General features: G+C 66.5%; 10 protein-coding genes. 5 read left to right on the top strand and 5 right to left on the bottom strand.

Going from position 1 to position 12920, the window contains the following annotated elements:
• The first annotated feature begins 47 nt into the window (after nt 1–47).
• Together HZY97_RS14250 and HZY97_RS14245 are read left to right on the top strand one after the other, a co-directional pair.
• Complete coding sequence (locus HZY97_RS14250) at nt 48–1619, top strand: alpha-N-arabinofuranosidase (protein WP_180144988.1); 1572 nt, start codon at nt 48–50, stop codon at nt 1617–1619.
• Nucleotides 1616–3103: a sulfatase gene (locus HZY97_RS14245; RefSeq protein ID WP_373684375.1), complete on the top strand. Its 1488-nt coding sequence runs from the start codon at nt 1616–1618 to the stop codon at nt 3101–3103. Before HZY97_RS14250 ends, HZY97_RS14245 begins: the two co-directional genes overlap by 4 nt.
• A 3-nt stretch (nt 3104–3106) precedes the next feature.
• Here the strand turns inward: HZY97_RS14245 and HZY97_RS14240 are convergent, their stop codons facing one another.
• Genes HZY97_RS14240 through HZY97_RS14225 form a run of 4 tightly spaced genes read right to left on the bottom strand, consistent with a single transcriptional unit; the run spans nt 3107 to nt 8019 of the window.
• A complete protein-coding gene (locus HZY97_RS14240) occupies nt 3107–4621 on the bottom strand; it encodes a sulfatase-like hydrolase/transferase (RefSeq protein WP_180144985.1) in 1515 nt (504 codons plus the stop codon).
• Nucleotides 4618–6366 (bottom strand): arylsulfatase, encoded by a 1749-nt coding sequence (locus tag HZY97_RS14235; protein WP_180144982.1) that lies wholly within the window; start codon nt 6364–6366, stop codon nt 4618–4620. Before HZY97_RS14235 ends, HZY97_RS14240 begins: the two co-directional genes overlap by 4 nt.
• A gap of 22 nt (nt 6367–6388) precedes the next feature.
• Nucleotides 6389–7819, bottom strand: a complete 1431-nt coding sequence (locus HZY97_RS14230; protein WP_180144978.1) for a sulfatase — start codon at nt 7817–7819, stop codon at nt 6389–6391.
• 11 nt (nt 7820–7830) lie between these two features.
• Nucleotides 7831–8019, bottom strand: coding sequence for a hypothetical protein (locus tag HZY97_RS14225; protein ID WP_180144975.1), 189 nt, complete (start codon nt 8017–8019; stop codon nt 7831–7833).
• Between the two features lie 53 nt (nt 8020–8072).
• On the opposite strand from HZY97_RS14225, the gene HZY97_RS14220 reads away from it, so the two are divergent.
• Nucleotides 8073–9092 (top strand): glycoside hydrolase family 43 protein, encoded by a 1020-nt coding sequence (locus HZY97_RS14220; protein WP_180144972.1) that lies wholly within the window; start codon nt 8073–8075, stop codon nt 9090–9092.
• 16 nt (nt 9093–9108) lie between these two features.
• On the opposite strand, the gene HZY97_RS14215 is transcribed toward HZY97_RS14220, so the two are convergent.
• A complete protein-coding gene (locus HZY97_RS14215) occupies nt 9109–11202 on the bottom strand; it encodes a glutaminase family protein (protein WP_180144969.1) in 2094 nt (697 codons plus the stop codon).
• A gap of 177 nt (nt 11203–11379) precedes the next feature.
• Here HZY97_RS14215 and HZY97_RS14210 point away from each other — a divergent pair, with 177 nt between their 5' ends.
• Both HZY97_RS14210 and HZY97_RS14205 read left to right on the top strand, forming a co-directional pair.
• Nucleotides 11380–11964, top strand: a complete 585-nt coding sequence (locus tag HZY97_RS14210; RefSeq protein ID WP_180144966.1) for an RNA polymerase sigma factor — start codon at nt 11380–11382, stop codon at nt 11962–11964.
• Nucleotides 11945–12901, top strand: coding sequence for a FecR domain-containing protein (locus HZY97_RS14205; protein ID WP_180144963.1), 957 nt, complete (start codon nt 11945–11947; stop codon nt 12899–12901). The genes HZY97_RS14210 and HZY97_RS14205 overlap by 20 nt, the downstream gene beginning before the upstream one ends.
• The last annotated feature ends 19 nt before the right edge of the window (nt 12902–12920 follow it).

Raw genomic sequence — 12920 nt, 5'->3', positions numbered from 1 at the left:
GGACGGGGAGGGGCCTGGCCTCTCCCCGCCAACAAAGGGGGACGGGAATGATCCGCACGACAGTTTCGGTGCTGGCGCTGATGCTTGCCATGGCCGTGCCGGCAGCGGCGCAGGCACCTGCGGCGAGCGCAACACTCTCGGCGGAGAAGCCGGGGCCGGTGATCTCGCGCTACATCTTCAGCCAGTTCGCCGAGCATATCGGCAGCGGCATCTATGGCGGACTGTGGGTGGGCGCGGACTCGCCGATCCCCAACACGCGCGGCATGCGCAACGATGTGCTGGCGGCGTTGCGCCGCCTCCATGTGCCGCTGGTCCGCTGGCCGGGCGGCTGCTTTGCCGACATCTATCACTGGCGCGATGGGATCGGCCCGCAGGACAAGCGGCCCGCCCGGGTCAATTCGCATTGGGGCGGGATCCTCGAGCCCAATCATTTCGGCACGCATGAGTTCATGGACTTTGTCGAGGCGATCGGTGCCGAGGCGTACGTCAACGGCAATGTCGGCACCTCGACGCCGCAGGAAACGGTGGAGTGGGTCGAGTATATGACCGCGCCGGCCGGCACGCTGGCCGAGGAACGCGCGCGCAACGGCCATCCGGCACCATGGAAGATCGCCTATTGGGGTGTCGGCAACGAGCTATGGGGCTGTGGCGGGCGGATGCCGGTGGACTATGCCGCGGCGCTGACACGGCAGTACAGCCAGTTCATCAAGACCCCGGGCGGCCCGGTCTCGATCCTCAACTTCCAGCGGCCGGTGCTCGTCGCGAGCGGCGCCGATGCCGAAGACTATGCCTGGACCGAAGGCATGATGCGCACGGCCGGCGAGCGCTTCGACGCGCTTGCGCTGCACTATTACACGATCCCCGATCGCAAGGGCGCGTTCGGATCGGGCACCGCATTCGACGAGACCAGCTATGCGCGCACGCTCTCGCGGACGCTGTTCATGGAAGAGCTGGTGTCGAAGCACGCGGCGATCATGGACAGATATGATCCCGGCAAGCGCATCGGGCTGGCGGTCGACGAATGGGGCGTGCTGACCGACGTCGTTCCCGGCCACGGCCCGCGCTCGCTGTTCATGCAGAATTCGCTGCGCGACGCGCTGCTCGCGGCGCTCAACTTCAACATCTTCATCCGCCACGCCGATCGGGTGCGGATGACTTCGATTGCGCAGATGATCAACGTCGCCCAGTCGATGATCCTGACGCGGGACGGCGAGATGGTGCTCACGCCGACCTACCATGCCTTCGAGATGTACGTGCCCTTCCAGGATGCGACCGCGCTGCCGCTCGACATCCGGACGCCGGATTATGCCAAGGGCGAGTGGCACATGGCAGCGGTCAGCGGAGTCGCGGCGCGCGATCGGGCAGGCGCGGTGCATGTCGCGCTCACCAATGTCGATCCCAACCACGCGGTGCGCACGACGGTCACCCTGGCCGGCGTCTCCGCGAAACGGGTTTCCGGACGGGTGCTGACCGCCGTGCAGGGCGTCACCGCCCATAATGATTTCGGCACGCCGGACGTGGTCGCGCCACGGCCGTTCAACGATGCGCATCTGCGTGACGGCACGCTCACCGTGGATCTGCCGCCGCACAGCCTGGTGGTGCTGGAGCTCGGGCGGTGAAGCAGATCGCTGCGGCGCTGGCCCTCGGCGTCATGGTCGCGGCCGGAGCGCCGGCCCCTCGCGATCGACCCGCAGCGTCGCCTGCCGGGACGCAGCAGCGCCCGAACATCCTCTTCATCCTGATCGACGATATGGGGTTCGCCGATCCTTCGGTGACCGGAAACCGGCGCGTCGCGACGCCCAATATCGATCGGCTCGCTGCCGAAGGCCTGCTGATGACGCAGTTCTATGATGCCGCGCCGATCTGCTCGCCCAGCCGGGCGGGATTCTTCACCGGCCGGTTCCCGGCGCGCAGCCGCTTCGTCACCTATGTCGGATCACGCGCGCAGAATGCCGCGGTAGGGCAGGCCGACTGGTTGAGCCCAGGCGTGCCCACGCTCGCGCAAACGCTGCACGGCGCCGGCTATGCGACCGGCCATTTCGGCAAATGGCATATGGGCGGTGGCCGCGATGTCGGCGATGCGCCGCTGATCACCGACTATGGCTTCGATGAGAGCTACACCCAGTTCGAAGGGCTGGGGCCGCGCGTTCTGCCGAGCAATGTCGAAGGCGAGATGCAGCGACTGGCCGAGCAGAGCGCCGCGCATGGCCGCGGCAAGGTCGACTATCTGCGCCGCGGCGAAGTCTCTGCCCGCTATATCGACAAGACGATCGATTTCATTGCGCGGCATCGGGACCGGCCCTGGTTCGTCCAGCTCTGGCCCGACGACGTCCATGCGCCGTGGATTCCGGACGGCGACCAGCTCGCCCCGGTCAAAGGCAAGGGACGCGATGCCAATGAGGATGCGTTCTTCGCGGTGCTGACTGCGATGGACCGGCAGATCGGCCGGCTGGTCGCGGCGCTCCGGGCATCGGGCGAACTCGACCGCACGTTGATCGTGCTCACTTCCGACAACGGCCCGAACTCGGTGGCGCGTTTCTATGCGAATGGCGGCTCGCCGCCCGGATCGGCGGGCATTTATCGGGGGCGCAAGGACAGCCTGTACGAGGGCGGAATCCGCCAGCCGCTGATCGTGCGATGGCCGGGGCAGGTGCCCGCCCGGCGGCGCGACACGGCAACGATCGCGCAGGGCGTGGACCTGTTTCCCACGCTCGCGGCTGTTGCCGGAGCGGGGGTGCCGCGCGGGCTCGACGGAGTCAGCCTGCTGCCCGCCTGGCGCGGCAAGCCGATCGCCAAACGCCCCGACCTATTCTGGACCTATGGCGCTTTCGGTCCCGACGCTGCCTGGCCCCGGCCGACACTGCCGGTGGACAACAGCCCGGGCTTTGCCATCCGTTCCGGTCCGTGGAAGCTGCTCGTCGACGGCGATGGCAGGCGCGCCGAGCTCTACGACATCGACCATGATCCCCGCGAGACCCGCAACCTGGCGGCGGCGAGACCCGCGCTCACCCGTTCGCTCGGCGCACGCCTCCGCGCATGGCGTCGCGCGTTGCCATCCTATCCGGCCTTCACGCGCCAGGCCGGGAAACCAGCGGCCGAATAGACGCTATTCGGCCGGCTTTCCGGGCAATTCCCAAGACGGGATCGGCGGCAGGTGCGTCGAATTCATCCGCGCGCGTGGCACCTTGCGCAGCGCGACATAGGCCGCCACGCGCTTGCGCAGGTCGGCGACCACGTCCGGGTGCTGGGCGGCGACATCCTGCTTTTCATAGGGATCGGCATCGAGATCGTAGAGCTCGTCGCCGATCAGCTTCCACTTGCCCGAGATCGCCGCGGCGGCACGGCCGCGCAGCGATTCCGGATCGGTCGGCCCGCGCTCGCCTTCGGCGGCGGGGACGCGATAATCCTCGCCCAGGAACAGCGCGCGGTCGCCGAGCGGCTTGCCCGAAAGCAGCGCGTCCGAGACGTCACGGCCGTCGAGCGTCCGGCCCGACTTGACGCCGGCCAGACGGGCGACGGTCGGCAGAATATCGACATAGGAGACATCGCCGATGCCGGCCTCGGCGCGCGGCTTCAGTCCGGCGGGCCAGGACAGCGCCGCGGCGACGCGCACGCCGCCGTCATAATGGAGGAACTTCCAGCCACGCAGCGGGCCGTTGCTCGCCTGGCCGCCGCCGGGGCCGCCATTGTCGCTGGTGAACAGGATCAGCGTATTGTCGAGCTGGCCGCTCTTCTCGAGCGCATCGAGCACGCGCCCGATCCCGCGATCCAGCCCGTGGACCATCGCCTGCTCGGTCTGGCGGCGCGTATTGCCATGCCCCTTGGTGCCGTAGCTAGCGCCCTCACGGGGATTGCCACGGCCCTCGCCGAAGCGCGGCTTGGCCGGATCGAAGCCGACCGCGGCAAGGTCCTGCTCGGTCGCCTGCAGCGGCCCGTGCGGTGCGTTATAGGCGAGCCACATCATCCAGGGCGCGCCGCCCTTGGTCGGCGTGTCGATGATGCGCACCGCCTCATCGGTCAGCAGGTCGGTCGAATAGCCCTGGTCGGCGGACGGCGCATGGTCGCGGTGCCAGTCGACCTGGCCTTCGCGGGCATGGGTGAAATAGTCGATCGCGCCGTTGTAATGGCCGTAGAAGCTGGTGAAGCCGAAACTCATCGGATGGAACGCCGGCGAGCGATGGCCGAGATGCCATTTCCCGAGGAACGAGCGGCGCGCATAGCCGGCCTGGGCCAGCAGCTGCGCGATCGTCTGCTCGCCCGGATCGAGGCCGAAGTCGCTGCCCGGTGTGATCGTGTCGCCCATGATGCCGTAGCGGTGCGGATAGCGTCCGGTGAGCAGCCCCGCGCGTGAGGGCGAGCAGAGCGCCGAGGCATAGAAATGGTCGAGCACCACGCCGCTGCGCGCGATGCGATCGATGTTCGGGGTGGGGATGCTCGCGCCGTTGAACCCGACATCCTGCCAGCCGAGATCGTCGGCGACGATGATCAGGATGTTGGGATGGCGTGCATGCGGTGCCTCGGCCTTGCCGTTTGCCGGCGCGGTCTGCGCCAGCGCGGCGGTGGCGAGCATCGGCGAGGTGCATGCCAGCAGCGAGGCGGCGGCGAGAAGCGCAGTCTTCATTTCACATCTCCCGATGCCTGTTTCATCGCCTGGGGCCGTTCGGGGATTTCCGATCCGCCCCAATTCTGCCGCGGCCGTCCGCCGAGATAGGGATCGTAGCTGTCGAGCCAGGGGTCGACATAGCTGCGCGCGGCCCAATCGTCCCATTGCTTCGCCATCTTGCGGACCAGTGCCGGCTGGCGGGCGGCGAGGTCATGCTCCTCCACCCGGTCGGTCGTCATGTCGAACAGCTGCCAGGGCTCGCCGAAGCGGGCGACAAGCTTCCACTTGCCGTCGCGCACCGCGCGGTTGCCTTCATGCTCCCAGAAGATCGGCACGGCGCGGTGCAGCGCCTGGCCGTGGAAGGCGGGCAGCATCGAGCGGCCTTGCATCGGGATGATGTCATGGCCCTGGAACGTCTTGGGATAGGTCGCCCCGGCGATATCGACGAGCGTCGGCATCACGTCGATCAGATGTCCGGGCGCGCGCACGAAGCTGCCGCGCAGCTTGGGGTCGATGCCCTTGGGCCAATAGGCGATCAGCGGCGTCGCGATGCCGCCTTCCTCGGTATAGTGTTTGAAATATTGGAAGGGCGTGTTCTGCAGCGTCGCCCAGTTCATGCCGGCGAAGATCCGCGACTGGGCCGTTCCCGGCTCGCCGCCGAGCAGCCGCCCGTCCGGGCCGCTCTCGCCGTTGCCGCCATTGTCCTGCATGAACAGGATCAGCGTGTTGTCGAGCTCCCCCGAAGCCCTGAGCCGCTCGACCAGCGTGCCGATCGCCTGGTCGACGCGCGCGATGGTCGCTGCGTACACCGCCATGATCGTGTCGAAGCGATCCTTGTCGGCGGCGGAGAGCTTGTCCCAGTCATAGCTGTTGGCCAGCTGCTCGGGCAGGTGCGCGTTCGCAGGGATGATGCCCAGCTTCTTCTGGCGCGCGAAGCGCTCGCGGCGCAGCACGTCCCAGCCGCGCAGATATTTGCCTTTGAACTTCGCGACGTCCTCGGGCGGCGCCATCAGCGGGAAGTGCGCCGCGACGAACGGCATGTAGAGGAAGAAGGGCTTATGCTCTGCTTCGGCCTGTTTGACGAACTTGCTCTGCCATTCGACGAACAGGTCCGACGAATACCAATAGCCCGAGCCGACCTCGGGCGAATTGGCGGGCACTTCGCGGCCGTCGATGAACAGCTTCTTGGCGTTCTGCTGCGGCTGGTCGGGATAATAGAGTTCGCCGAGCGGGGAGGCGAGCGAATGGTCGAAACCGCGCTGCCAGGGGCCGACGCCGCGCTCCAGCCCGACATGCCATTTGCCGGCCATGGCGGTGTAATAGCCGGCCGACTTCATCACTTCGGCCAGCGTCACCACCCGGTCCGACAGCTTGCCGTGCAGCCCCTTGGAATTGGGCACCGCGATCGCCTCGAGATGGCCGACGCCCGCTTGGTGCGGATAGGTGCCGGTGAGCAGCGCGGCGCGCGACGGGCTGCACCGCGCCGAATTGTAGAATTGGGTGAAACGCAGCCCGCCCGCGGCAAGCTTGTCGAGATTGGGGGTAGGAATCTCGCCGCCATAGCTGGCGAGATCCGAGAAGCCGACATCGTCGAGCAGGATCACCACGACATTGGGCCGCGTCGCCTGCGGTCGCACGGGCACTGCGCCCGGCGCCACGGGGCCGGCCTGACCCACGCCCGCCGGCAGCACGCCCGCCAGAAGCGCCGCCGCGGCGATTCCCGTGCGGTTCAGCAGGCGCGCGATTCTGCCCGATTTGCTCAACGTCTCTCTCCCCTTGCTTCGCTTATTCGCCTTTGCCCGTACCCTGGGCATAGGGATAATGGCCCGGCGTCGCTTCGCTGGGCAGCGGCACATGCGCGGGGTCCTCGCCCTGCGCGACCATCCATTTTTCGAGCTTCCCCCGCAAACCGGCCAGCGTCGCCTTGTACGCCGGGTCCTCCGCGAGATTGTGGAGCTCGTACGGATCCTTGCGGATGTCGTAGAGCTCGACGGGCACGCGGTGATGGAAATGCTCGACCACCGCCTTGGCGCGCGGATCGGTCTGCGCGAGTTGCACCCAGGATTGCCAGAAACTCTTCTCGCGCCCGCCCCCCGTCGAGATGGCATTCTCGTAGCGGATGTCGGTGCGGAAGTTGACGATCAGCTTGTACTGGCTGGTGCGGATCGCGCGCATCGGCGCGATATTGGCCTTGGGACCGGTATCGAGCACGCCGGAATGCGCGGCATAGATCTCCGCATGGCCCTGGTCGGTCTTGCCGAGCAGCGCGGGGAGGAAGCTCTCGCCATCGATCCCCTTGGCGGGCGTGCCGCCCGCGGCGTCCTGCATCGTCGGCAGCAGATCGACCAGCGACACCATTGCCGGCGTCGCCCGGTTGGCCGGCACATGGCCGGGCCAGACGGCGACGAGCGGCGTGGCGATGCCCGCGTCGTACAGGTTCCACTTGGCGAAGGGGAATTGCGCACCCTGGTCCGCGGTGAACAGGAGCAGCGTGTTCTTCGCCGATCCGTATTTCGCGATCGACGCGCGCACCGCACCAAGCTCGCTATCGGCCTGCGCCACCTTGGTCAGGTACATGGTGCGCGCCTGCCGGGTTTCCGGCGTATCGAGCATATAGGGCGGAACGGTCAGCCGGCCGGCATCGAAGCCCTGATTGTCAGGCCAGGGCACGTGCGGCGCGAAGGTCGCCACGATCAGTGCGATCGGCTTCCTCTTGTCGCGGGTGGCGAGCAGCTTGTCGACGGCACCGGTATCGAGTTGGCTCCACAGCACGCCCTTGCCGGCGGGCGGGCGGATCACCGAGGCGGGGAGATACTCGAACGGGAAGTTCGCGCGCTCGCCGAAATCGGTCTTGCCGGCGATGACGACGCGGTAGCCGAGCTTCTGGAGATAGGCGGGCATCGTCATGATGCCGTCGCGCACCGCGCTGTGATTGGCATGCGCACCGTGCCTGGCGGGATAGTCGCCGGTCAGGATCGAGGAACGTGACGGCGAACAGGTGGGGGAGGCGGCAAAGGCGTTGGAGAAGCGGGTGCCCTCGCGCGCGAGCTGATCGATATTCGGCGTGCGCGCATCCGGGCTGCCATAGATGCCCACATCCTCGCGGCTCAGATCATCGGCGATGAACAGCACGATGTCCGGCCGCTGGTTCTGCGCCTGGGCGGGGGCCGCGATCCCGACGACACTGCCCGCGATCAGCAGCGGTGCCGCGGACAAGCGAAGGCGCTTCAGGAGGCGCGTGGATCCAGCCATTTCATCCCTCTCGAACGATGCATTTTGATGCGCGGTTCTTTTGACCAAAGGTGTCGCAAAAGTATGTCGGAGACAATGGCCGGGTGCAGTTTTTTGATCAAATACATGGCGTATTCGGCTTTCTCTGCGGCCTCAGTGCTAGAAAACAGAGTGATCTTGATCAATGATGCTGGCTGGCGGGCCTTTTCGGGCACGCGATTCTGAAAGGCGAAGATAAGTGAATCACGGCCAAATCGGCTTCGCGCTTGCGATGGTGCTGGCGGGTATGGCGGCGCCGGCAAGCGCGCAACCGGCGGGCACCTTCGTCAATCCGATCTTCCCGGGCGGCGGACAGGATCCGTCGATCCTGCGCTGGGCCGGCGCCTATTATCTCGTCCAGTCGCGCGGCGGCGCAATCCGCGTGTTCCGCTCGCCGACGCTGACCGGCTTCGGCGAGACCGAGGGGGTGCGGATATGGTGGGACCGCAAGGACGGTTCGCGCCTCAATCAGCTCTGGGCACCTGAACTCGTCGCGCTCGACGGCAAATTCTATATCTACTTCGCCGCCGCGACTGACGGGCATCGCAGCCGGCGTATGTATGCCCTCGAAGCCGACAGCCCGACCGGTCCCTACCGGTTCAAGGGCAAGGTGGCGGACCGGAGCGATCGATGGGCGATCGACGGATCGGTGCTCGAGCAGCGCGGCAAGCGCTATTTCGTCTGGTCGGGCTGGGCAGGCAGCGAGCCGGACCAGGGGCAGAATCTCTACATCGCGGCGATGCGCAATCCGTGGACGATCGCTGGTGAGCGCCGGCTGCTTTCCCAGCCCGACCAGGCGTGGGAGAAGATCGGGCGCGAGCCGATCAACGAGGGGCCGGAAGCGCTGCATCATGATGGCCGGCTGTTCCTCGTCTACTCGGCGAGCCACAGCATGACCGACGATTATTGCCTCGGAATGCTGACCTACCAGGGCAAGGGTGACCCGCTCGATGCGCGCGCCTGGACCAAGTCGAGCGGTTGCGTCTTTTCCAAGAACCTCGCGGGCGGCGTGTTCGGGCCGGGGCACAATACGCTGGTCCTGTCGCCCGACGGCCGCGAGACCTGGAACGTCTATCACGCCGATGCCGTGTCCGGCTGTGGCTGGCGCTGCCGGACGATCCGGATGCAGAAGGTGACCTGGCGAAAGGACGGCACGCCCGATTTCGGCGTGCCGGTCCCGATCGGGACGCCCGTGCCCGTGCCCTCGCAGGTGCCGTGACCGGGCTCGATCCCTTCTATCGCTTGGTCGACCACTTCTTCCACACGTCGGGCGTGTCGAGCATCTTGATGAAGACGCCACCGACCACCGAGCGCGCCTGGAAGCCCGACTGGGTGCCGTTCGTCGTCTCGTACCAGTCGCTCAGCGGAACGCGGGTAGGGGACTCGGTCATGAAGCGGTGCAGCGGATCGGTGAGCGCCACGAAGTCCTTCTGGCTGTCCGCCAGCGTCGCGCTCCAGGTAATCCAGTCAAGCTTGGTGTAGGTCTTGCGGCTGTCGAGCGGCATGCCGAACGCGTTCTGCCTGGTGAGGTAATAGGCGATCTCGCTCTTGAACAGCGCCTTGGGGAAGACGTTCAGGCCGAGCAGCTTGTCCCACACCAGATTGTATTTCTGGCTCCAGGTGCCCACCTTGTCGAAGGTGAGCTTGGTGTGGTCGCCGTCCTTGGCCATTTCCTGCCACTTGGCCGCCATCTGCAGCGCAAGGGCGCGATATTGCTTCGCCTCGCTGCGCTTGCCGAGCATCCGGGCGAGCTCGGCATAGCTGTCGAGCGCCAGGATCGCCTTGATCGAGAGGTTGGCGTTGTGCGCCAGGTGGCCGGCGAAATCGTCGGTGCTCAGCTGGTTCTCGGGATCGAGGCCCTTGTCGCGCAAATAGCCGGCCCAGGCGCTCAGCTGCTTCCAATATTTGCCGGCGAAGTCGGCATTTCCCTGCGCCTTGGCGAGCGCATAGATCATGATCAGCATGTTGCCGCTCTCTTCGACCGGCATCTGATTGTCTTCGGTCAGCTCGCCGCCGCCATAGACCTGGCCGTTCGCCAGCGGATAGGTGCCGATATCATGCGGCGCGAAGGGGAAGCGCCAGCGCGGCATCGCCGAATAGTCCATGATCGGGCGCAGCTGCGCCTCGAGCAGCGCGGGATTGAACAGCAGGAAGAAGGGCGAAGACGGGTAGGTGACGTCCACCGTGTCGATGCAGCCGTTGCTGAAATTCTCCTTCGAGAAATAGAGCGGCGTGCCGTCGATGTCCGCGACTAGCTTGTGCGCGGCGAGCGTCTGGCGATAGGCGAGGATCGCAACCTCGGCATAGTTGCGCCCGCCGGCGCGCTCGAGATCGGCGGTGAGCTCGCGGTCGAACGCCTCGCCGCGGGCGCGCAGCGACGCCTCTTCCTTCTCGGCGCGGACCAGCAGCTCGGCCATGGTCATGCCGTTGCGGCGCCAATAGGCGGGCAGGCGGCGCTTGAAGTATTCGATCGACTCGATGTCGTCATAGGCGAGCATCGCGCGGCGGGTATCTTCCTTCGCGCCGACCGTGCCGAAGTCGAAGCGGACCGCCATCAGCGGACGGTTCTGGCGCTGGACGACGCGCGGCATCGCGATGTCGTCGGACTCGGCGAAGGTGCCGCTCTCGATAAAGGCATCGCGCGCGCGGTGGCCGATCGTCGCGGTCGACATGCCGGGCTGCTGCGGCACCGCCAGCTCGGCCCAGCCCCAGTCGATCCTTACATTGTCTCCCGACTTCTGGAGCACCTGCTGGCTGTTGGTGCCCATGTGCATCACGGTCATGTCGCCGACGCGGCTGGTGCCCCACACCACGCTTTGCTGCTCGCCGTCGACCGCAAGCTGGGCGTTGGCGTCGAAATAGAGCTGCACCGCATGATCGCGGCCATCGGTCGAGCGCACCGTCCAGCTCAGATAGGTGACCGGGCGTGACATCACGTCGAGGTCGTGCGGGAGCGCGGGCGTGAAGAAAGTGGCGGTCAGGTGGACGCCGTTGCTCTCGAACTCATAGCTGGTCCGCGTCGGCGTGATCGCGCGCGACTGCTGCGCCATCACGTCGCCCTTGCCGCCGCCCATAAAGCGCAGCGCCTTGCCGTCGATCCGGAGCCAGCCGCTCAGCTGCTGCTCGGTGCCGGTCCAGTGCTTGGTCGGCCGGGCGAGTTGATCGTCGAACGACCAGATGCTGAAATAGGGATCGTGCGCGACCAGCGGCGTTGCTGGGGTGCGGGCCGTCACGCCCTCCTGCGCATTCGCCATATTGGGGGCGGCAAGGATCGCGCATCCGATCAGGAGCGAGCAGAGGCCGGTACGGCCGTTGAAATACGCCTTCATCGGTATCCTCACTTTTATCGTTGGCATGGATTAGACGCGATACTTCCACGAACAAATTATCAGATCAATCTGCTTCGTGCTAATAGCGGCATTTCGTGGCGCGGAAGATCGCCGGGCGTCGGAAAGTCCGCGCCCGCGCATCTATCCGGAATAAGCGCAACAGCGCGGGAGAGGGCGATGGGCCAATGCCGTGACGAGATAGTCGCCTGGGTCGGGAGCAATATCGTCCCGCATGAAGCGGCGTTGCGTGCCTGGCTCGGCCGACTGTCGGCCAGTCAGGACGAGATCAACGATATCGTGCAGGATGCCTATCTCTCGATCGCGCGCCTGAGCAGCGTCGCGCATATCCGCAACCCCCGGAACTATCTGTTCCAGGCCGCGAAGACGGCGGTGCTCGTGCGGCTGCGGCGCGAGCGGATCGTGCGGATCGACCGGATCAGCGAGATGGAGTTGCTCAGCATCGCCGATGGCGATCCGGGGCCCGAGCGGCGGACCAGCGCGCGGCTGGAACTGGAGCGGGTCCGCCGGCTGATCGCCGCGCTGCCCGATCGCTGCCGCGAGATATTCGAGCTGCGCCGCATCCAGGGCCTGCCCCAGAAGGAAATCGCCCAGCGCATGAACCTGCCCGAACATATCGTCGAGGCGCAGGCGGTGCGCGGACTCAAGCTGATCCTGAAAGCGATCGCCAACGAGGATGCCGCGATCGACGCCTCGCCCCGCAGCCAAGGAGAGGGTGGACGTGATGCAAATCGAAACGGATGAAGACGGCGCCGCGCGCTGGGCCATCCGGCTCGATGCGGATGCGCTCGACGCTTCGGAGCAGGCGGCGCTCGACAGCTGGCTGTCGGTGTCGGCCGGAAGGGCCGGTGCGCTTCTTCGCGCGCAGGCGACGCTCAGCTATCTCGACCGCGGCAGGGCGTTGGCGGGGATGGCCGCGGACGAAATCGAGCCGGACGTTGCCAGGGGCTGGCGGCCGCATCGCCGTGCGCTTCTTGCCGGAGCCGGAGGCCTTGCCGCCGCGCTGGTCGCGCTGGGCTGGTTTCGCAGTGGCGACCAACTCGTGGATACCGGCATTGGCGAACTCCGGCGGGTGCCGCTTGCGGACGGATCGCTGGCCACGCTCAACACGCGCACGCGGATGCAGGTCGACATGATCGCGAACCAGCGCACGATCCGCCTGGAAGACGGCGAGGCATGGTTCCGCGTCGCGCATGACAAGGCGCGCCCCTTCGTCGTCGAGGTCGGCGACATTCGCGTGCGCGCGATTGGCACTGCCTTTTCCGTCCGGCGCCGCGAAAAGGGTGCCGAGGTTCTGGTGACCGAGGGCACGATCGAAACCTGGGTGGTCGGGCAGGAAGCGCGGGCGCATCGCATCTCCGCTGGCTCGCGCGGGTTCGTGCCGTCGATCCGCGCCGAGATCGAAGTCGCCACCGCGCCGCAGGAAATCGATCGCGCGCTGGCCTGGCGCTCGGGCGAGCTCGCGCTGGACGGCGAGACGCTCGCTTATGCCGCGGAGGAGCTCAACCGCTACAATGTCCGCCAGCTGGTGATCAGCGATCCGAAGCTGCGCGAAGAGCCGCTGGTCGGCTATTTCCGGACGACCGAGCCGGAGAATTTCGCCCGGGCGGTCGCAACCATGGTCGATGCGCGCGTCGTCACCGAGGGCGACACTATCCGGATCGAAAAAATGTATTTATAATATTTTTATTAGCACGGCG

It is taken from the genome of Sphingomonas sp. R-74633 (assembly GCF_013416555.1).
Classification (GTDB): Bacteria; Pseudomonadota; Alphaproteobacteria; order Sphingomonadales; family Sphingomonadaceae; genus Sphingomonas.
This window is presented reverse-complemented; position numbering and strand designations above follow the sequence as displayed.

Excerpts from the sequence above, each read along its gene's own strand:
- HZY97_RS14205 (WP_180144963.1), top strand. The coding sequence starts at position 11,945 with ATGCAAATCGAAACGGATGAAGACGGCGCCGCGCGCTGGGCCATCCGG.
- HZY97_RS14215 (WP_180144969.1), bottom strand. The coding sequence starts at position 11,202 with ATGAAGGCGTATTTCAACGGCCGTACCGGCCTCTGCTCGCTCCTGATC.
- HZY97_RS14210 (WP_180144966.1), top strand. The coding sequence starts at position 11,380 with ATGGGCCAATGCCGTGACGAGATAGTCGCCTGGGTCGGGAGCAATATC.
- HZY97_RS14250 (WP_180144988.1), top strand. The coding sequence starts at position 48 with ATGATCCGCACGACAGTTTCGGTGCTGGCGCTGATGCTTGCCATGGCC.
- HZY97_RS14240 (WP_180144985.1), bottom strand. The coding sequence starts at position 4,621 with ATGAAGACTGCGCTTCTCGCCGCCGCCTCGCTGCTGGCATGCACCTCG.